We start from the raw sequence: 19,913 nt of genomic DNA on the forward strand, positions 1-19,913 counted from the left end.
CTAAAGGGGAAAAGGGAGGAACCAGTGATGACAAACGAAACAACATCCGTCATTAAAGGCGGCAGTTTTTTAATCGAGGATATCGAGGCAAATCGCATGTTTACACCTGAGGACTATACAGATGAGCAGAAAATGATTGCCAAAACGACAGAGGATTATGTCCTGAACGAAGTCGTGCCGCAGGTAGAGCATATTGAAAATCATGAGTTCGACCGCTCTGTTAAGCTTTTGAAGTCAGCAGGAGACCTTGGTCTTTTAGGAGCAGATGTGCCTGAGGAATACGGCGGGTTGGGGCTTGATAAAGTAAGCTCTGCATTGATCGCTGAAAGAATGTCACGGGCAGGAGGCTTTTCAATTACTCACGGGGCACATGTAGGAATCGGTTCACTTCCAATCGTTCTTTTTGGAAATGAAGACCAGAAGCAAAAGTATCTTCCGGCACTTGCCACTGGAGAAAAAATTGCGGCCTATGCACTGACAGAGCCTGGTTCCGGATCAGACGCACTTGGTGCAAAAACGGTGGCAAAGCTTAATGAGGCAGGTACTCATTATGTCCTGAATGGTGAGAAGCAATGGATTACCAATGCCGGCTTTGCTGATGTATTTGTAGTCTACGCTAAAATAGATGGAGAGCATTTCTCTACCTTTATTGTAGAACGAGATTTCCCTGGCGTTTCAGTTGGAGCAGAAGAAAAGAAAATGGGAATTAAAAGTTCTTCCACGCGCACATTGATTTTATCTGATGCAGAGGTGCCGGTAGAAAACCTCCTTGGAGATGCAGGGAAAGGGCATATCATTGCGTTCAATATCCTGAATATCGGCCGCTACAAGCTAGGTGTCGGTACAGTCGGCGCGTCAAAACGCGCACTTGAGCTGGCAGTTAAATATACAAACGAACGTCAGCAATTTAAAACGCCTATTTCATCGTTTAACTTAACAAAAGAAAAATTGGCGACTATGGGTGCAAAACTATATGCAACTGAAAGCTCCGTCTACCGGACAGTTGGGCTTTTTGAAGACCGCATGAGCCAGCTCTCTGATGAAGAAATTAAAAACGGCACGGAAGTAGCTAAATCGATTGCTGAGTATGCCATTGAATGCTCGTTAAATAAAGTGTTTGGAACAGAAACACTCGATTACATTGCGGATGAAGCGGTTCAGCTTCATGGCGGATACGGTTTCATGCAGGAATACGAAGTGGAGCGGATTTACCGTGATTCACGTATTAACCGGATATTCGAAGGCACGAATGAAATCAACCGTCTTCTTGTTCCGGGTACGTATTTGCGAAAAGCGATGAAAGGTGAGCTGCCTCTTTTCCAAAAAGCACAGGCCCTTCAGGAAGAATTGATGACGATGATGCCGGAAGAAATCAGTGATGAGCCGTTAGCTCAGGAAGCCTATCTTGTGAAAAATGCGAAAAAGATTGGTTTGCTGGCTGCCGGACTGGCTGCACAAAAGTATGGCAAAGCACTTGAGGCTGAGCAGGAAGTTCTTGTGAACATTGCGGATATCGTGTCTCTCGCTTATGCAATGGAATCTGCATTGCTGCGTACGCAAAAAGCGGTTAATAAAACTGGGCTTGAGAAAAATAAACAAAAAATCCTTTACACTCAAATTTTCTGTCAGGAAGCGTTCAATGAAATTGAAGGGCATGCCAAAGAAACCGTTATTGCGGTTGAAAGCGGCGATACATTGCGCATGATGCTGTCAGCTCTTCGCAAATTCACACGCTATACACCAGTGAATTTAATTCCGGTGAAGCGTGAAGCAGCGGCAAAATTGATTGATGTTGAAAAATTTGTTGTTTAATTAATCGTCTTAACACCCTGTGAAGGTCCGCATCTGACGGATTTTACAGGGTGTTTTTTTTAGCTTGCGTTTTAGTAAATGTCTTTTGATAAAAAAGCATGTAAATTGACAGATCAAAGTCGAATACTGTACTATATGTTCAAATGTTTAAACATTTGAACTAAATGTCATTAAAGAAACAATAACCAATGGAAATGAGGAATGGAATTATGACTGTACTAATTACAGGAGCGTCGAGTGGAATTGGAGAATCTCTCGCAATTAAATATGCTGAGGCAGGAGAAGACCTTGTACTTGCTGCAAGAAGCATCGAGCGTTTAAATCAACAAAAAGCTGAGCTTTCGCAGAAATACGGAGTGCAAGTTGCGGTGTTTGAGAGTGATCTCTCTCAAGAGGGTTCTGCTCAGAAGCTGTATCAGCAAATTACGGAAAAAGGCTTCAAAATTCATACGCTGATTAATAATGCCGGGGTGGGCCTGTTCGGTGAGTTTCACAAAACAGAGCTGGCGAAAGAAGAAGCGATGATCCAGCTGAATATTACTTCTTTAACGGCCCTTACAAAACTGTTCGGTAAAGACATGATTCAAAGAAAAAAAGGCAGGATTTTAAACGTAGCTTCGGTTGCGGCTTATTTTCCGGGTCCATTAATGGCTGTATATTATGCATCTAAAGCCTATGTAAAATCCTTTAGCCTTGCTTTATCCAATGAGTGGAAGGATTTTGGCGTTCAAGTGTCTGTTCTTTGTCCCGGACCCACAAGCACCGGCTTTAAGGATGCTGCTGAACTGGATGACTCCAAGCTGTTTCAAAAGAAGATTATGTCGGCAGAAGAAGTGGCAAACGAAGCGTTTGAACAGTTTCATAAGGGAAAAGAAGAAATTATTCCTGGTGCGATGAACCGTATTCAAACACGTTTTGGTTCACTGGTTTCCAGTAAAACGGCTGCTGCGATTGTAAGAAAAACACAGGAAAGAGTATAATGAGGTCAGAAGAATTGAGGTGACTGCCATGGGAGAACAGGCGCTGGAGAAACTGCGTGAATGTATTCCTTTATTTCAAGCATTAAGCGATACCTGCCGGCAGGATATTATCCTGCTGCTGACGAAAAATGATACGTTAACAGTAAATGAAATAACATCAAAGCTTACATTATCACGTCCTGCCGTTTCACATCATTTGAAAATTCTGCGGGAACAGGGGATACTGAAGATGGAGCAGCAAGGGACGCAGCGTTATTATTCATTGGCTTTTGAAGACGCAATTGATCAGCTGAAGCAATTAATTATTACAGTGGAGGACAGATGTTATTAGTCTTCTCCAGTAATTTAACTAAAAAATGAGGTGAATGAGTTGTCCATTACTTTTTATTCATATCCAAAATGCGGAACATGCAGAAAAGCAAAAAAATGGCTTGAAGAAGCGGGAACTTCATTTGAGGAAGTTCATTTAATTGAGGCCCCTCCATCCAAAGAAGAACTGAATGAGCTTTACAAAAAAAGCGGATTGGATCTTAAAAAGTTTTTTAATACAAGCGGCATGAAGTATAGAGAACTGGGACTTAAAGATCGTCTTGGCGACATGAGCGATGATGAAAAACTGGAGCTTCTCGCCTCAGACGGCATGCTGATTAAACGTCCGCTTACAACAGATGGCCAGCATGTGACGGTTGGCTTCAAAGAAGCTGAATTTGAGCAATACTGGAAGTAACAATCCGGGATAAACATTTCTTGTGTTAAGGCGTTGAATATGCAAAAATTAAAGGGTAAAGAACGCAGATTGAAAGTGGAGGGAATAATATGAGTTCACCAAAAGAATTACGTTATTCAGAAGAACATGAGTGGGTAAAAGTAGAGGACAACAAAGCACGCATCGGCATCACTTCTTTTGCACAGTCTGAACTTGGCGATATTGTATTTGTTGAGCTTCCTGAAGTAGGAGATGTGCTGAAGTCTGACGAGCCTTTTGGCAGTGTTGAATCGGTCAAAACCGTTTCCGAGCTTTATGCACCGGTCAGCGGCAAGGTTATAGAAGTTAACGAAGAACTGAGCGACAGCCCTGAATTTGTCAATGAATCTCCATTTGAAAAAGCCTGGATGGTGGTTGTGGAATTGGACAACCCAAGTGAAGTAGATGAGCTGATGACTGCTGAAAAATACGATGAAATGACGAATGAAGACTAAGCAATACATAGTCAGGCCGCTGGACGTGCACGTTAACGGACAGCGGCTTTATTTATATTTTTTCACCTTTAAACTGCTTTACCTTTAAACCGTCAAATTTGGCTTGATCAGGAATGAAAAGCGTATGGTCAGACGCCTTTTTTCAATTGCTGGTGTTTGCATTTCACAAAGAAACAAGCGAAAATAAAAGAAGCATCATATACTACTTTAATCAATTCATTGTGTTGTGAACTGGCCATTATGGATGATAGGGTGTGAGGCAGGATGGATGATGGGTATGAGAAGGTCATCATTGTCGAAGGTACGTCTGATAAAAGAAAGGTGTTGCCGATTATTCGAGAACCGGTAGACATTATCTGCACGAATGGCACGATCAGTTTTTCAAGAATGGATGAATTAATTGATCAGCTTACGAATCGGGATGTGTATATTTTAGTGGACGCAGATGAAGCGGGTGAAAAGCTCCGAAAACAATTTAAACGTGAATTCCCTGATGCGGAGCATCTTTATATTGACCGTGCTTACAGAGAAGTGGCTACTACGCCATCCAATTTTTTAGCTTCTCTGCTGCTGAGTGCAAATATTGATATTAATACTGAGTATTTGGAAAAAAGGATGAATATATAAATGATACAGGAATGGAAAATAGAGCAGCTGCAGGCCGAGCTTAAGCGCACTGCCCACACTGCTCTTTATCTTTATACCCCCATGTGCGGAACCTGCAAGCTTGCAGGGCGCATGCTTGAAATTACCGCTTCAACGCTTCCGGGCTACAGCTTTGGAAAAGCGGATTTAAACTATGTGGAATCACTTGCTGAAACGTATCAAATTGAAAGTGTCCCGTGCCTGCTTATTTGGAAAAACGGTGAGTTTGAAGAGAAGCTTTATAAATTTGAATCGGTGCCAAATATATTTGAGCGTTTGCAAAGCCATCTGTAAGCCGGGTGGCTTTTTTATTTTGGTATTGGGCTCTAAACTATTTTCACTCCTCATCGACTGCCAGAAAAAGAGTGTGCTGTTAGAGAAATCTTTTTGTTGACACTTATTTTGAAATCGTGATAATATGATTCTCGTACTGAAAGCGCCATGATTCGACATCAGGTGCAGCGAACTGAATAACACGAATACTCTTATATAGAGCGGTGGAGGGATGTGCCCGATGAAACCCGGCAACCAGCAGTCATTATTGACTGGAAAGGTGCCAATTCACACAGGTTAAACCTGGGATATGAGAGAAGGGACATTCTATTTTTGCGCCTTTCTGCTCCTATTTGCAGAAGGGCGCTTTTGTTTTATCCTGGCCCTTTTTAATGGGCATACTGCTAGAAGAAAATAATTATAGAAAAGAAAGAAGGTGATGGCGTGATTACCATCTCTAACGTAAAGAAGCTGTTTAAAACAAAAAGCGGATCATTAACAGCTGTGAATGATGTAAATCTTAACATTAAAGAGGGAGAGATCTTCGGTGTGATCGGTTACAGCGGCGCGGGGAAAAGCACCTTAATCCGCATGCTGAACGGTCTTGAATCGCCAACCTCAGGAACAGTGGATGTGAACGGCAAACTGGTTTCCAATATCAAGGGAGGTGAGCTGCGAAAGGCGCGCCAGAAAATCAGCATGATCTTTCAACACTTTAATTTATTATGGTCCCGTACCGTCCGGGAAAATATTTCGTTCCCCCTTGAAATTGCGGGTGTAGGAAAAAAAGACCGGGATCAGCGGGTAGATGAATTAATCGAGCTGGTCGGGCTCAGTGGACGGGGCGACGCCTATCCCTCACAGCTAAGCGGCGGTCAAAAACAGAGAGTGGGAATTGCCCGCGCACTGGCCAACGAACCGGAAGTTCTTTTATGCGATGAGGCAACCTCCGCATTAGATCCCCAAACCACCGATGCCATATTGGAATTACTTGTGGATATCAATAAACGGATGGGATTAACAATTGTACTGATAACACATGAAATGCACGTTATACGAAAAATCTGTCATCGGGTAGCCGTGATGGAAGATGGCCGTGTGGTTGAATTAGGTGATGTTCTTGAGGTGTTCAAGCAGCCAAAAGAGGCCATTACGAAGCGATTCGTGCAGCAGGTGACAGAGCCTGAAGAAACGAAGGAAACCATCGAGCAGCTGGTAAGAGAGGTTAAGGATGGCAAGGTGATTAAACTGACGTTTGTCGGTGAATCGGCAGAGCAGCCTGTGATCACTAATCTTATTCGCTCATTTGATCTGCAGGTTAATATTCTGCAGGGGAAAATATCCCAGACACAAAACGGAGCTTACGGGTCGTTGTTTATCCACGTAAATGGTCCGGTCAATGAAGTTAGGAAAGCGGTAGATTTTCTGCATTCCGCAAAAGTGGGAGTGGAGGTGATCTCATATGATTGAACAGCTGTTTCCAAATGTAGAATGGCCGACGATGTGGGAGGCTACCTACGAAACCATTTATATGACCGTGATATCAGTTGCTTTTACATTTATTATCGGACTTCTTCTCGGCTTGCTGCTTTTTCTGACATCTAAGAATAATATTTGGGAAAATCGGGCAGTCTATACGGTCACCAGCATCATCGTTAATGTATTCAGGTCCATACCATTCATTATTTTAATCGTCCTGCTTATTCCGTTCACCCGTGCATTGCTTGATACAATCAGGGGAGCGAATGCAGCATTGCCAGCCTTAATTATTGGAGCTGCTCCATTCTACGCAAGAATGGTTGAAATTGCGCTTCGTGAAATTGATAAAGGGGTGATTGAAGCAGCAAGGTCAATGGGCGCGAAGGTTTCTACTATTATTAGTAAAGTTCTTATCAGAGAATCGCTTCCGGCTCTTGTTTCCGGCATCACAGTAACAGCGATTGCGCTTGTTGGCTATACCGCAATGGCAGGCGTTATTGGAGCTGGCGGCCTTGGGAATCTTGCTTTCTTAGAAGGTTTTCAGCGGAGCAGGGACGACGTGACACTTGCAGCCACTATTATTATTTTGATCATTGTATTTATCATTCAATTTCTTGGTGATTTCTTCACACGGAAACTGGATAAAAGATAACTTTAAAAAAGGGAGAGAGTTTAAATGAAAAAATGGGTAACAGGAACTTTTGCAGCAGCGAGTATTTTTGCTTTAACAGCATGTGGATCAGACAATTCAGCAGGTGAGATAGAAGAAAGTGAAGACGGTGAGCCGGTTGAGCTGATTGTCGGAGCATCCAATGTACCTCACGCTGAAATTTTAGAGCAAGCGCAGCCACTACTTGAAGAAGAAGGAGTGGACCTGGTGATTGAGACTTACCAGGACTATGTTCTTCCGAATCAGGATTTAGATGCTGGTGAAATTCATGCGAACTATTTTCAGCATGTACCATATCTTGAATCGCAAAATGCAGACGAAGAGCTTGGCTATGATCTAGCGAACGCAGGCGGCATCCACATTGAACCAATTGGAGTTTACTCTCAAAAATACGACTCACTTGATGAATTACCGGATGGCGCGGAAATTATTATGAGCAACTCAGTGGCAGACCATGGCCGTATTTTAACGATGCTTGAAGCGGAAGGTCTGATTAAACTGGATCCGGAAGTAGATAAAACAGTTGCTGAAATTTCAGATGTACAGGAAAATCCAAAAAACCTTGAGTTTGTAGCAGATGTAGAAGCATCTCTTCTTGTTCAGCTTTATGAAAATGAAGAAGGCGACGCTGTTCTTATTAACTCAAATTATGCAATTGATGCAGGTCTTAACCCAATTGAAGATTCCATCGCACGTGAAGATGAAGATTCTCCATATGTAAATGTAATCGCAGTAAACAGCGGCGATGAAGATAATGAAGCGGTTCAAAAGCTAGTGGAAGTTTTAACTTCTGAAGAAATCCAGGACTTTATTCTTGAAGAATGGGAAGGTTCTGTTGTCCCTGTAAGCGGGGAATAAGAAACATAAATAGACTTGAACTTAATAGCTTAAATCAAATGAAAAGAGCAGCCTGGGACAAATACGTCTCAGGCTGCTCTTTTACAATTCACAGCGCTTTAAGCTTGCCAAATAAGTCCTTTGCGATAGAAAGCGATGACATCACAGAGCACTCTGATTTTAATTACTCTTTCTAATTACTAACGCCACTTGCAGTATAAAATTGATTCCCTTAGAACCGCCCCACCAAAAGTAAAATTAATGTGAAGACCTATATACCTAAAAACTCATATTCATTTTTTGCTGACACAGTCAAAAAGAATAGGGTCATTGCAGTGGAAGGCGTCGATTCCAGCGGGATGAAGCGGGAAGCGTACGCCTGAAACGGAAATGCGCCGGTCCCCTTATAAAAAAAGAATCCACCTGCTTTTCAATTTACATTTGAATCATAGAAGTAAAGGGTTATGACTTCCTCTATGCGTAAATTCATATCCTGTTTTGAGATGACACAGTTAAAAAGAATAGGGGCATTGCAGTGGAAGGCGTCGACTCCAGCGGGATGAAGCGGGAAGGGTGAGACCATGAAAATGCGGCAGCATTAAAGGGGCTCACCTCTCGCCCCGCGGAAAGCGTACGCCTGAAACGGAAATGCCCCGGTTTCCTTTTAAAAATAGGAACCCACCTGCTTTTCAATTTACATGTGAATCATAGAAGTAAAGGATTATTACTTCCTGTATGCGTAAATTCATATCCTGTTTTGGGATGACACAGTCAAAAAGAATAGGGGCATTGCAGTGGAAGACGTCGACTCCAGCAGGACGAAGCGGGAAGGGTGAGACCGTGAAAATGCGGCAGCATTAAAGAGGCTCGCCTCCCGCCCCGCGAAAAGCGTACGCCTGAAACGGAAAATGCCCCTGTCTCTATTGCTCAATGAACTCGAATGAAGCATTTCTTAAAAGAACGAATGATCAATCCAATCCTGCACATATTAAGTCTATTCTAATTAAAAGAGGTGGCAATATGGATCATCATATCCAGGATGAAGATGTGTTTACACTTAAAGAAGCAATAGGCGAATTAAGCAGTAAAATGCCTGCAATAATGAAAACCTATCACTCCTTTACGGAGGAATGCTTTAAAGAAGGTGAGCTTACTCAAAAGGAAAAACAATTGATTGCGCTTGGAGTAAGCCTTGCAACCCAGGATGAATACTGTGTTCATTATCATGTCACCGGCTGTATTGATCATGGAATTTCACCTTCTCAAATCCGGGAAGTTTCAGCTGTTAGTGCAGCGGTTCAGGCAGGTGCTGTCATGGCGCAGGGAGCTACAGAAGTGGAATGGACATTGAATTTGTATGAAGAAGGACAAATTAAGCAATAAAAAATCCAGAAAAATGGTTTATCCATTTTTTTGCTGGGTATATAACCTGTGTACATGAACATAAGCCACGGAAAAAACCGAAAAGGAATGATTCATTATCCATAAGATTAATATGGAGTACACAGGTGAAATGGAAAAAGCGATGCAAAGTTCTCATGGAGTAGGTTATGAAACATACATGAGACAGCATGATGTTCGCATGGAAGTTGAAATGAAAAGAGAAGAAGATTACAAAAAAGAGCAGCAATTGATTGCAGACCTTGATAGTAAACTTCACAATCATCTATAATAAGTAATGAGAAAAGAGTCAGTGTTTACTACACTGGCTTTTTTCTGGTTAAGGAACTTTCATTTTCCTCCATAATCTGTAGGATTTGATTCTTATTTTAATTTGTTATAAGATTAGAATGAGAATAAAGTGAGAATGGATTGTCCATAAAATTGCTCAAACGGAGGTAATACAGCTATGGCTTCAACATTAATTATTAAAGATCTTCATGTTGAAATTGAAGGCAAGGAGATACTAAAAGGTGTAAACCTTGAACTCGACAGCGGTAAAATACACGTTATCATGGGACCAAATGGTACAGGCAAGTCAACTCTTGCATCTGCTATTATGGGACACCCTAAATTTGATATAACTAAAGGTGAAGTTCTTCTTAATGGAGAAAATGTCCTTGAAATGGAAGTGGATGAGCGTGCACAGGCAGGCCTCTTCCTTGCTATGCAGTACCCAAGTGAAATCACCGGCGTTACAAACGCAGACTTTCTTCGTTCAGCAATCAATTCAAGACGTGAAGAAGGACAGGAAATTTCGCTGATGAAATTCATTAAAGAACTTGATAAAAACATGGACTTCCTTGAAATGGACCAGAACATGGCTCAGCGTTATTTAAATGAAGGCTTCTCAGGCGGGGAAAAGAAACGCAACGAAATTCTTCAGTTAATGATGATCAAACCGGAATTCGGTATTCTTGATGAAATTGATTCAGGGCTTGATATCGATGCGCTTAAAGTGGTTTCCAAAGGAATCAATCAAATGCGCGGAGAAGATTTCGGCTGCCTGATTATCACGCATTATCAGCGTCTGCTAAATTACATTACACCGGATCATGTTCATGTGATGATGCAGGGACGTGTAGTAAAATCCGGCGGTCCTGAGCTTGCACACCGTCTGGAATCAGAAGGCTATGACTGGATTAAGCAGGAACTTGGAATTGAAGACGAAACTGTAGGTCAAGAAGCGTAATCGTTAGGAGGATAAAGATGACGACACAAACAAACTTACCGGTTGATCAGCAAACGGTAGAGGCTTTTTCACAGCGCAACGGTGAGCCAAACTGGCTGTCGTCCCTTCGATTGGACGCACTTGCGAAAGCAGATGATCTTCCATTACCGAAGCCGGACAAAACGAAAATTGCAAAATGGAACTTTACCCAGTTTGCAAATCATACAATCGACAGTGAAGTATATGGCTCAGTAGAAGAGCTGCCGGAAAGCATTAAGACACTAATTGATGTTGAAAAACAGGGAAATTTATATATACAGCGCAATAATACACCTGCGCTTTTGACTCTTTCTGAAGAGCTGAAAGCAAAGGGAGTTATTTTTACTGATATTTTAACAGCAGCAAAAGAACATCCTGAGCTGGTTGAAAAGTACTTTATGACAGATGCTGTAAAAGTTGACGAACACAAGCTTACAGCACTGCATGCAGCATTAGTAAACGGGGGGGCATTTTTATATGTACCTAAAAATGTAGAAATTGCTGAGCCGATCCAGGCTGTTTATGTTCATGACCACCCTGGCGCTGCATTATTTAACCACGTGCTCGTTGTAGCAGACGACAATAGTTCTGTTACGTATGTAGAATCTTATCTTGCTACTGATGATGTAAAAGAATCGGTTGTGAATATCGTTTCTGAAGTTATTGCCAAGCAAAATGCACGCGTTGTCTATGGAGCAGTTGATAATTTATCAGCAGGCACCACAACGTATGTAAACCGCAGAGGCATTGCAGGCCGTGATTCCCGTATTGAGTGGGCGCTAGGCATGATGAATGATGGCGATACGGTCTCTGAAAATATTACCAAGCTAATTGGCGACAATTCATTCGGCGATACAAAAATGGTGGTTGTCGGCCGTGGGAATCAAAAGCAGAATTTCACAACGAATATAACGCACTGGGGCAAAAACTCAGAAGGTTATATCTTGAAACATGGTGTAATGAAAGATGCAGCATCTTCCATCTTCAATGGCATCGGAAAAATCGAGCATGGTGCGACAAAAGCCAATGCTGAGCAGGAGTCACGTGTGCTGATGCTGAGTGAGAAAGCGCGCGGAGATGCCAATCCGATTCTTTTGATCGATGAAGATGATGTTACAGCCGGACACGCAGCTTCTGTTGGCCGGGTAGACCCAATGCAGCTCTTTTATTTGATGAGCCGCGGTATTTCCAAGCATGAAGCAGAGCGTCTGGTAATACATGGCTTCCTTGCACCGGTTGTAACCAAGCTTCCAATTGAGGGAGTTAAACGGCAGCTGAGCGAGGTTATCGAAAGGAAAGTTCAATAATGAATGTAAATGAGATCCGCAGACAGTTCCCTATACTTGATCAGGAAGTTAATGGTCATCCACTTGTTTATTTGGATAGCGCAGCGACTTCTCAAAAGCCGCTGTCTGTGATCCAAACATTAGATGAATACTACAGAGGGTACAATTCAAATGTGCACCGTGGTGTTCATACATTAGGAACAAGAGCAACTGACCGCTACGAAGGAGCACGTGAAAAGGTAAAGAACTTCATCAATGCCCCTTCAACGCAGGAAGTTATTTTTATGCGTGGTACCACTACTGCTATTAATACAGTCGCTCAAGGATACGGCCGCGAAAAAGTGAGTAAGGGCGATGAGATCGTCATCACTCATATGGAACACCACAGTAATATTATACCTTGGCAGCAGCTGGCTAAAGCAACAGGCGCTACTCTTAAATATGTGCCGCTTCAGGAAGATGGAACATTATCTCTTGAAGATGTACGTGAAACCGTGACAAAGAACACGAAAATTGTTTCCATTATGATGGTATCAAACGTACTTGGCACGATGAATCCGATTAAAGAGATCACCCAGATCGCTCATGAAAACGGGGCGATTATGGTAGTGGACGGCGCCCAGGCTGCACCTCATATGAAGGTCGATGTTCAGGATTTAAATTGCGATTTCTTTGCATTTTCCGGACATAAAATGGGCGGACCAACCGGCATTGGTGTTCTTTACGGCAAAAAAGATATCCTGAATAAAATGGAGCCGATTGAATTCGGCGGTGAAATGATCGACTTTGTCGGCTTGCAGGAGTCAACTTGGAAGGAGCTTCCTTGGAAGTTTGAAGGCGGTACTCCCATTATTGCAGGGGCAATCGGATTAGGCGCTGCCATTGACTTTCTTGAAGAAGTAGGACTTGAAGAAATTGAAAAGCATGAACACCATTTAGCTGCTTATGCGATGGATAAGATGTCACAAATTGAAGATATGACTATTTACGGACCGGCAGATCCTCAGGAACGGGCAGGTCTTGTTACCTTTAATTTGGCGGATGTACATCCTCATGATCTGGCAACAGTGCTGGATGCAGAGGGAATCGCCATTCGGGCAGGCCATCACTGCGCCCAGCCGCTGATGAAGTGGCTGAATGTTTCATCAACGGCGCGTGCAAGCTTTTATTTGTATAATACAGAAGAGGACATTGATAAGCTTGTCGCCGGACTTGTGAAAACAAAGGAGTATTTTAGCGATGTCTTTTAATAACTTGGATACACTTTATCGGCAAGTGATTATGGACCATTATAAAAACCCGCGCAACAAGGGTGCAATTGAAGATGGAAGTGTTACAATAGATATGAACAATCCTACTTGCGGAGACCGTATTCATCTGTCGCTTGACGTTGAAAACGGGATCGTAAAGCAGGCGAAATTCGATGGTGAAGGATGCTCGATTTCAATGGCATCCGCTTCTATGATGACGCAGGCAGTCAAAGGTCAGGAAGTTGATACAGCACTGAAAATGTCAGGGATTTTTTCCGATATGATGCTCGGCAAAGAGTACGATGATTCAATCGATCTTGGCGACATCGAAGCTTTACAGGGAGTGGCAAAGTTTCCGGCACGAATCAAATGTGCCACACTTGCCTGGAAAGCGATGGAAAAAGGGATTGACCAAAACGATTCATAATATCTGCTTTGCGCATTAAAGCGTCAAAAGTGAGCTGAAAGCAGCTCATCTTTAAGCAGATAAGTAAAAAAGGAGGAATCACCATGGCTAAGAAAATGCCGGATGTGGGCGATTATAAATATGGCTTTCATGACGAAGATGTTTCCATTTTTCGCTCCAAGCGTGGATTGACAAAAGAAATTGTTGAAGAGATTTCACGCATGAAAAGCGAGCCTCAATGGATGCTTGACTACCGTCTAAAAGCACTTGAACAGTTTTACAGCATGCCAATGCCTCAATGGGGAGGCGACATGAGCGGGTTGAATTTCGATGAAATCACCTACTATGTTAAGCCTTCTGAGAAAAGTGAGCGAAGCTGGGACGAGGTTCCTGAAGAGATCAAGCGTACGTTTGACAAATTAGGTATTCCTGAAGCAGAGCAAAAATACCTTGCAGGTGTATCTGCACAGTATGAATCTGAAGTTGTATACCACAACATGAAAGAAGAGCTTGAAGACATGGGAATCGTCTTTAAAGATACAGATTCTGCTCTTCGTGAAAATGAAGAACTGTTTAAAGAGCATTGGGGCACTGTTATCCCATCTCGTGACAACAAGTTCTCTGCTCTTAACTCGGCCGTATGGTCCGGCGGATCTTTCATCTATGTGCCAAAGGGCGTAAAAGTAGATACTCCGCTTCAGGCTTATTTCCGAATTAATTCTGAAAACATGGGGCAGTTTGAGCGTACACTGATTATAGCGGATGAAGGCTCAAGCGTTCATTACGTAGAAGGCTGTACCGCTCCTGTTTATACCACAAACTCACTTCACAGTGCAGTCGTGGAAATCATTATCAAAAAAGATGCTTACTGCCGCTATACAACGATTCAAAACTGGGCGAACAATGTGTTCAACCTGGTAACGAAGCGTGCGGTATGTGATGCAAATGCAACAATGGAATGGGTGGATGGCAACATCGGCTCGAAGCTGACAATGAAATATCCGGCAGTTATCCTTCGCGGTGAAGGCGCACGCGGCATGACCCTGTCAATCGCATTGGCAGGTAAAGGGCAGCATCAGGATGCAGGAGCAAAAATGCATCACCTGGCACCTAATACGTCTTCTACGATTGTTTCGAAATCCATTTCAAAACAAGGCGGTAAAGTAACGTATCGCGGAATTGTTCATTTTGGACGCAAAGCTCACGGAGCACGTTCAAATATCGAGTGCGATACACTGATCATGGATAATCAGTCCACTTCCGATACGATTCCTTACAATGAAATCTTAAACGATAATATTTCATTGGAGCATGAAGCAAAAGTATCGAAAGTATCTGAAGAGCAGCTGTTCTATCTTATGAGCCGCGGAATCTCTGAAGAAGAAGCAACGGAAATGATCGTAATGGGCTTCATCGAGCCATTTACAAAAGAACTTCCGATGGAATATGCAGTAGAAATGAACCGTCTGATCAAGTTCGAGATGGAAGGTTCAATTGGATAAATCATTGAAATCGCACACATCCTTTTACAGGATGTGTGTTTTTATGTTTATGATTTGATTGAAACTCAATTGCTTTTTTAGGTCTATACGAAAGAAGCCTTATTGAGTAGAATATTCTCAAGGAATGGACGATAAAGGATTCCGTTTTTTGTTATGGTACAATGAATGTAAGCATACATACTAGTAGGTGATGAGATGATTTACATTGGATTAACGGGGTGGGGAGATCACCCTGATCTGTATCAGACAAGCTCCGCTGCTAAAGATAAATTGAAGGATTATTCGGGACATTTTCCGATTGTAGAGCTGGACGCTTCTTTTTACGCCATTCAGCCGGAACGAAATGTGGAAAAATGGATCAGAGAGACTCCGGATGATTTTCAATTTGTGGTGAAGGCTTATCAGGGAATGACTGGTCATCAACGGGGTGACATTCCCTTTGAGACAAAAAAAACAATGTTTGAGGCATTCAGGCAATCTGTACGCCCTTTTCAACAATCTAATAAGCTTGCTATGGTGCTCCTGCAATATCCACCCTGGTTTGACTGCCGCAAGGAGAATGTTGACTACATCCGCTATTGTAAAGCACAGCTTGCTGACCTTCCTCTGGCGATTGAATTTCGCAACCAGACCTGGTATCAGCCTGAATATACAGACAGAACCTTATCCTTTTTAAAGGAAGAGAATTGGATCCACAGTATTTGTGATATGGATTAGTATGTTTGGGTTTATAAATAGGATAACTTGAATAATATAAAATAAACATTGATATATCAAACATTATGAGACGTACTATTTTACACAATAGTCGTTTTTTTTGTGTGGAAATATTTTTATAATTAAGTTATTATTTATATATAGAATGTATGTTCTATTCAATGTAGGGGGATGTAGTCCCGTAGCGGGTAGCGGAAGGAGGATTATAGTGAGCTATGAATTTGTAGTAAAACAAATGAAAATAAAGGAAATTAGGCAAGGTGATTTAGTTGAAGAGGATAAGATATTTCTTTGTATAGAGGATAAAGAAACAGGGATAGTTTTACCTCACCCGTTATCAAATTTCATAAAGAGTACATTTGATAGGAAATCATTAGCATTAAAAACACAGAAGAACTATGCAGAGGAAATAAAAAAGTTCCTGAATTATATCTTAGACTGTATATCCGATGAAGAAGAAATGTTTTTGGAATTGAGAAGTAATGGTATTAGTGGTTTGAAATTGAAACATGGTTCAAGTTATATTACCTCCTTAACGCAAAGAGTACGGGCAAATGAAATCATTGCACAGCAAGTAAGAGATGCTGACCGAATGCTTACAAAATTTTATTTTTGGTTAAGTGAGCAGGGTTTAATAACAGAAAACATTCAATATAGAGAAGATATTAGGAGCATTAAGGGCAAGAAAACAGTTATTATACTTAGCCCTTTTGATAATTTTGAATTAGGAACAGAGTACCCAAATATGAGGGATATGGGAAGAGGATCAGATAATCTCCACGACTTCGGAAATGGTAGATTAGACCTTGTAAATTTATTTATTAGAATTGCTGAATTGGAAGCTCCCGATATAGCATTGGGTATTGCTTTACAATGTTATGGAGGTTTGAGAAAAGGCGAAGTAGTGAACCTTTTGCGTAGTAGTGTAAAAGAGCCGTACAGAAACGGTTCAGGTGAGTTTACTTTAAATATCAAAGATAATTGGGATGTCCTATTCTCTCATAAGAAACTTACAGTAGCAGAACAGGTTAAGAAAACGAGGATACAAGCAGTTTTCAAAGCCCCTATTGTCTTAGAGATGTATGGTAAACATAAGAATTTACTTTCGAGATTAGAAAAGAAAGGTTTAATAAAAAATGAGCAGGCTCTATTCTGTTCAATACATACTGGACAGCCGATTTCAGGTATTTCTTATTGGGAACGTTTTACAAAGGTTAAAAATAAATTTTTAAGTATTCTTCTTGTGAATGATGAAGAGGCTTATCAAAGACTGACATCAAAAAGTTGGTCTACTCACGTTGGAAGAGGAATCTTCACCAATATGCTTGTATTTCTGTTGGGGTGGTCTGCAAGCGAAGTGATGATTGCACGAGGTGACAGTAATATTCAATCTTCAAAGAGCTATATAGAAGAACATAATGTTAAGAAAAAGACCGAAGAAGCAGTTGAAATAATAGCAAAGGCAACTACTCACGCAGACAAGAAATATACAAAAATTGAAGATTTGAGGAACCTATAATGGATGGATACTCACCTTATTCTGAATTGGTAAAAAAATATGATGTTAAACATTATGGTGTGACTTCAACCAGATTAAATAGTTTGATAGAATCTGGTGAAATTAATGTGAAACAAATTAAAGACCGTACTTTTATTAGTGTTCAATCATTCGAGAAATATCTTATGAAAGTAGACAGAATTCGTAGTGAATATATGGTGTTGGAAGAGGCGTTTGTAAGAATTACAGGAAAATCCGTTAGGTCAGATTCTAAAGGTCTTCATAGATTTATCGAGCAAGTAGGTATGGAAACATTGATTCTTGAAATTCCCATAACAAGGAATGAGAAATTTTTTATTAAGAAAAGTAGTTGCGATAAGTTTTTGGAGGATTACATCTCACTATTCGACGCTTACAAAGAATTAAATATTGATGTTGATATTAAGTCATTCAGAGATAGTCTATTAAAACAAGGGATTGATATTGTATCACTTCAAAATTTATATGAATACAAATTCGTCCGAAAAGAAGAAGTATATAAAAAATATCGTGATGTAATAAGTGTTAGAGAATCTGTGGAACAATTATCAATAAGTCCAGAGAATTTTCGTGCAACTCTTAAAATGTATAATATCGAAACTTTTTTCGTGAGTGGGCCTGATCTTTATTTAGGTAAAAGCGATTTCAACTTTATTAAAAATTTGCAGGAAGAATCGCTTAAAGAGTTAAATGAAAATACATATACGTATGAAGAAGTAGAGTTGCTTCACAATACAATAGGAACTTCAAAGGCAGATGATAACGCACTAAAACGATATGAAATTAAAGGTGTAGTTTCCCCTCTTGTCAGAACAGAAAAATATAAATATAAAAAAGTTGTATATGACAAGAAGGGTATTGATGACTATATTGCAAGGTTAAGAACAGAAAGAACTATTTCAGCACTGTGTAATACAATTACTGATTATCCTATTCTCTTAAATGAAATTCTTGAATTTGAGGATGTGCAGTTTTCTGAAAATGCACAAGTAACAAAGGGACTATGGTTCCAATATACTAAGAACAGACTTCGGAATATGTCTGGAAATAGGGAAACTTCTATTGGTAGAGTTATTGCGTTTAAGTACACTACAAAGCTGATTTGTGAATTTACAAGAGAAAGGGAGTTGCTTTCATTTTCCGAAAATGAAATTAATTTAGGAATATTTAATAACAATGTTCCGAAGAAATATCAAGGTCACGTATATTCTTTTTTGTGTGAAGTTGTTAATCATATAGAGCAAAAGACAGGGAAAAGGATAATGAACCTGTCAAATTTGAAATTTAAACGTGAGAGTAAAAAGAAAATAAGTAATCAAGATGAAGAAACATATGATCTTGAAGAGTATATCTCTCTATACAATTATGTAAAGGATTACAGACTTCATAAGAAATTAGCTCTGGATAATATAAAATATTTAAAGAGTACGAAGGACTTGAAAAACATCAAAGAGTATAAGAAATATGACTCAATGTGGCTATATGTTTTATTGCATATAAATAATGGTTGGAGAAAAGGAACGGTGGTTGAGTTCCCAAGGTATCCTTCCCATCTTTTTGATAAATTCAATCTAAACTCGTTTGAGGATTTGGAGAAATTGAGTTTAACAAATGAAGAAGCTGAACAGGTGATAAGATTCTATCAAATTCGTTGGTTTGAGCATAACAAGAACAAAGAAAAGGCTACTTTTTATTGTTCAAGTGAACTGAAATTGTCGATGGCTTATGCGATTTTAATATGTGAGTTTAGATGTAGGCATTTTCATATTCACGAAGAATCACATCTTATTCACTTTTTCAACAGAAAAAATGAAGTTACTCAACCTATCCATTCTTCTTTTTTTGGGGGATATAAAGAAGGATTTAAGTTTGAATCAAGAAAAATGAACAGAACAGTTCTAAGTATTACAAGTTCAGTCATTGAATCAACGCTAAATGGCGATCCAATGTTGATCGCACAGCATTTAAGAGGTCACACAAATCTTGAAACGACTAATATTTATATCAAGTTGCCACAAGAACATTTAGACTTCATTACTGAACAGTTATTTGATACTGGTTATTTTGGGTTCATATATCATAAAGTAAACAACCTATTACTTGGGGATAACCTTACAAATAGATTGGAAAAAACACAAAAGTCTATTGAGTTACGTAAGCTCCTTGGTGATGTTGTGAAGTTAGAAGACATGGCATCTTATCTGAACTCACTATCAAATAGAGACGTAACGGTAGGTACTTTCTTAGAAGAATTACCAAAAGAGGAATTAAAAAATAGATTAAATCTTATTAACTTGGGGTTATCTCCTGCCAGAGAGGAAACTTATCAATGTTTCTTTTCAACGTGTATTGCCCCAAAAGCAGATTGTAATAAGTGTCCTTTTTCTATTCCTCATTTCTATTCACTAAGCACTATTACTAAAAGATTGAAAAGGACACTTACGATTTATAAGAGTATAGCGTATAACTCACAGACTCCAATAGGAGAAAAAAATAAATTATACAACCTATTGATATTGGACTATTCTAAGATAATTGAAGCAAAACAGATGTTTGGGGCAGAAATTATCGAGATGTTGTTGGACGATGATTTAAACGTCTTTATAGGCGATTTAGAAGAACTTCCAGATCCACAAGAAGAAGGTTTACAGCCCGTAGATTAAGGTGGA

At 40.3% G+C, this 19,913-nt stretch carries 19 protein-coding genes, 1 pseudogene and 1 riboswitch; all 20 genes and pseudogenes read left to right on the forward strand.

Annotated elements, in window-relative coordinates; genetic code table 11:
• The first annotated feature begins 27 nt into the window (after nt 1–27).
• The 20 genes and pseudogenes from P6709_RS08240 (at nt 28) to P6709_RS08335 (ending at nt 19,907) form a co-directional block, all read left to right on the forward strand.
• The gene (locus P6709_RS08240) at nt 28–1,812 is read left to right on the forward strand and encodes an acyl-CoA dehydrogenase family protein (RefSeq protein ID WP_278240417.1); all 1,785 of its coding nucleotides are present in this window, start codon (nt 28–30) and stop codon (nt 1,810–1,812) included.
• Nucleotides 1,813–2,021: 209 nt separating this feature from the next.
• On the forward strand, nt 2,022–2,792 hold the full coding sequence (locus P6709_RS08245) for an SDR family NAD(P)-dependent oxidoreductase (protein WP_278240418.1): 771 nt from the start codon (nt 2,022–2,024) through the stop codon (nt 2,790–2,792).
• A 28-nt stretch (nt 2,793–2,820) separates the two neighbouring features.
• Nucleotides 2,821–3,123, forward strand: a complete 303-nt coding sequence (locus tag P6709_RS08250) for an ArsR/SmtB family transcription factor (RefSeq protein ID WP_278240534.1) — start codon at nt 2,821–2,823, stop codon at nt 3,121–3,123.
• 39 nt (nt 3,124–3,162) lie between these two features.
• Nucleotides 3,163–3,519 carry an arsenate reductase family protein gene (locus tag P6709_RS08255; protein WP_278240419.1) on the forward strand — a complete coding sequence of 119 codons (357 nt, stop codon included), beginning with the start codon at nt 3,163–3,165 and terminating at the stop codon, nt 3,517–3,519.
• 89 nt (nt 3,520–3,608) lie between these two features.
• A complete protein-coding gene (gene gcvH, locus P6709_RS08260; RefSeq protein ID WP_278240420.1) occupies nt 3,609–3,992 on the forward strand; it encodes a glycine cleavage system protein GcvH in 384 nt (127 codons plus the stop codon).
• A 264-nt stretch (nt 3,993–4,256) separates the two neighbouring features.
• Nucleotides 4,257–4,619 carry a toprim domain-containing protein gene (locus P6709_RS08265; protein WP_278240421.1) on the forward strand — a complete coding sequence of 121 codons (363 nt, stop codon included), beginning with the start codon at nt 4,257–4,259 and terminating at the stop codon, nt 4,617–4,619.
• Nucleotides 4,620–4,931, forward strand: coding sequence for a thioredoxin family protein (locus tag P6709_RS08270; RefSeq protein ID WP_336618991.1), 312 nt, complete (start codon nt 4,620–4,622; stop codon nt 4,929–4,931).
• A gap of 188 nt (nt 4,932–5,119) precedes the next feature.
• Nucleotides 5,120–5,227, forward strand: a riboswitch (SAM riboswitch).
• A 127-nt stretch (nt 5,228–5,354) separates the two neighbouring features.
• Nucleotides 5,355–6,380, forward strand: coding sequence for a methionine ABC transporter ATP-binding protein (locus P6709_RS08275; RefSeq protein ID WP_278240422.1), 1,026 nt, complete (start codon nt 5,355–5,357; stop codon nt 6,378–6,380).
• Nucleotides 6,373–7,041, forward strand: a complete 669-nt coding sequence (locus tag P6709_RS08280) for a methionine ABC transporter permease (protein ID WP_278240423.1) — start codon at nt 6,373–6,375, stop codon at nt 7,039–7,041. Before P6709_RS08275 ends, P6709_RS08280 begins: the two co-directional genes overlap by 8 nt.
• Before the next feature lie 24 nt (nt 7,042–7,065).
• Entirely contained in the window at nt 7,066–7,917 is an 852-nt protein-coding gene (locus P6709_RS08285) for a MetQ/NlpA family ABC transporter substrate-binding protein (protein ID WP_278240424.1), read from the forward strand.
• A 999-nt stretch (nt 7,918–8,916) separates the two neighbouring features.
• Nucleotides 8,917–9,279, forward strand: coding sequence for a carboxymuconolactone decarboxylase family protein (locus tag P6709_RS08290; RefSeq protein WP_278240425.1), 363 nt, complete (start codon nt 8,917–8,919; stop codon nt 9,277–9,279).
• A gap of 130 nt (nt 9,280–9,409) precedes the next feature.
• On the forward strand, nt 9,410–9,568 hold the full coding sequence (locus P6709_RS08295; RefSeq protein ID WP_278240426.1) for a hypothetical protein: 159 nt from the start codon (nt 9,410–9,412) through the stop codon (nt 9,566–9,568).
• Between the two features lie 177 nt (nt 9,569–9,745).
• Nucleotides 9,746–10,528: a Fe-S cluster assembly ATPase SufC gene (gene sufC / locus P6709_RS08300; RefSeq protein ID WP_278240427.1), complete on the forward strand. Its 783-nt coding sequence runs from the start codon at nt 9,746–9,748 to the stop codon at nt 10,526–10,528.
• Nucleotides 10,529–10,545: 17 nt separating this feature from the next.
• Nucleotides 10,546–11,853: a Fe-S cluster assembly protein SufD gene (gene sufD / locus P6709_RS08305; protein WP_278240428.1), complete on the forward strand. Its 1,308-nt coding sequence runs from the start codon at nt 10,546–10,548 to the stop codon at nt 11,851–11,853.
• Entirely contained in the window at nt 11,853–13,082 is a 1,230-nt protein-coding gene (locus tag P6709_RS08310) for a cysteine desulfurase (protein ID WP_278240429.1), read from the forward strand. Before sufD ends, P6709_RS08310 begins: the two co-directional genes overlap by 1 nt.
• A complete protein-coding gene (gene sufU, locus P6709_RS08315; protein WP_278240430.1) occupies nt 13,072–13,509 on the forward strand; it encodes a Fe-S cluster assembly sulfur transfer protein SufU in 438 nt (145 codons plus the stop codon). Before P6709_RS08310 ends, sufU begins: the two co-directional genes overlap by 11 nt.
• Before the next feature lie 83 nt (nt 13,510–13,592).
• A complete protein-coding gene (gene sufB, locus P6709_RS08320) occupies nt 13,593–14,990 on the forward strand; it encodes a Fe-S cluster assembly protein SufB (protein ID WP_278240431.1) in 1,398 nt (465 codons plus the stop codon).
• A gap of 195 nt (nt 14,991–15,185) precedes the next feature.
• A pseudogene (locus P6709_RS08325) lies at nt 15,186–15,698 on the forward strand (DUF72 domain-containing protein); the annotation flags it as partial.
• Nucleotides 15,699–15,915: 217 nt separating this feature from the next.
• Nucleotides 15,916–17,226: a hypothetical protein gene (locus P6709_RS08330; RefSeq protein ID WP_278240432.1), complete on the forward strand. Its 1,311-nt coding sequence runs from the start codon at nt 15,916–15,918 to the stop codon at nt 17,224–17,226.
• Entirely contained in the window at nt 17,226–19,907 is a 2,682-nt protein-coding gene (locus P6709_RS08335) for a hypothetical protein (protein ID WP_278240433.1), read from the forward strand. The genes P6709_RS08330 and P6709_RS08335 overlap by 1 nt, the downstream gene beginning before the upstream one ends.
• Nucleotides 19,908–19,913: the final 6 nt, after the last annotated feature.

Source organism: Jeotgalibacillus sp. ET6 (assembly GCF_029667115.1).
Lineage (GTDB): Bacteria > Bacillota > Bacilli > Bacillales > Jeotgalibacillaceae > Jeotgalibacillus.

Excerpts from the sequence above, each read along its gene's own strand:
- P6709_RS08270 (WP_336618991.1), top strand. The coding sequence starts at position 4,620 with ATGATACAGGAATGGAAAATAGAGCAGCTGCAGGCCGAGCTTAAGCGC.
- P6709_RS08335 (WP_278240433.1), top strand. The coding sequence starts at position 17,226 with ATGGATGGATACTCACCTTATTCTGAATTGGTAAAAAAATATGATGTT.
- P6709_RS08250 (WP_278240534.1), top strand. The coding sequence starts at position 2,821 with ATGGGAGAACAGGCGCTGGAGAAACTGCGTGAATGTATTCCTTTATTT.
- P6709_RS08245 (WP_278240418.1), top strand. The coding sequence starts at position 2,022 with ATGACTGTACTAATTACAGGAGCGTCGAGTGGAATTGGAGAATCTCTC.
- sufC (WP_278240427.1), top strand. The coding sequence starts at position 9,746 with ATGGCTTCAACATTAATTATTAAAGATCTTCATGTTGAAATTGAAGGC.
- P6709_RS08240 (WP_278240417.1), top strand. The coding sequence starts at position 28 with ATGACAAACGAAACAACATCCGTCATTAAAGGCGGCAGTTTTTTAATC.
- P6709_RS08265 (WP_278240421.1), top strand. The coding sequence starts at position 4,257 with ATGGATGATGGGTATGAGAAGGTCATCATTGTCGAAGGTACGTCTGAT.
- sufD (WP_278240428.1), top strand. The coding sequence starts at position 10,546 with ATGACGACACAAACAAACTTACCGGTTGATCAGCAAACGGTAGAGGCT.
- P6709_RS08290 (WP_278240425.1), top strand. The coding sequence starts at position 8,917 with ATGGATCATCATATCCAGGATGAAGATGTGTTTACACTTAAAGAAGCA.
- P6709_RS08295 (WP_278240426.1), top strand. The coding sequence starts at position 9,410 with ATGGAAAAAGCGATGCAAAGTTCTCATGGAGTAGGTTATGAAACATAC.
- sufB (WP_278240431.1), top strand. The coding sequence starts at position 13,593 with ATGGCTAAGAAAATGCCGGATGTGGGCGATTATAAATATGGCTTTCAT.
- sufU (WP_278240430.1), top strand. The coding sequence starts at position 13,072 with ATGTCTTTTAATAACTTGGATACACTTTATCGGCAAGTGATTATGGAC.
- gcvH (WP_278240420.1), top strand. The coding sequence starts at position 3,609 with ATGAGTTCACCAAAAGAATTACGTTATTCAGAAGAACATGAGTGGGTA.
- P6709_RS08285 (WP_278240424.1), top strand. The coding sequence starts at position 7,066 with ATGAAAAAATGGGTAACAGGAACTTTTGCAGCAGCGAGTATTTTTGCT.
- P6709_RS08280 (WP_278240423.1), top strand. The coding sequence starts at position 6,373 with ATGATTGAACAGCTGTTTCCAAATGTAGAATGGCCGACGATGTGGGAG.
- P6709_RS08310 (WP_278240429.1), top strand. The coding sequence starts at position 11,853 with ATGAATGTAAATGAGATCCGCAGACAGTTCCCTATACTTGATCAGGAA.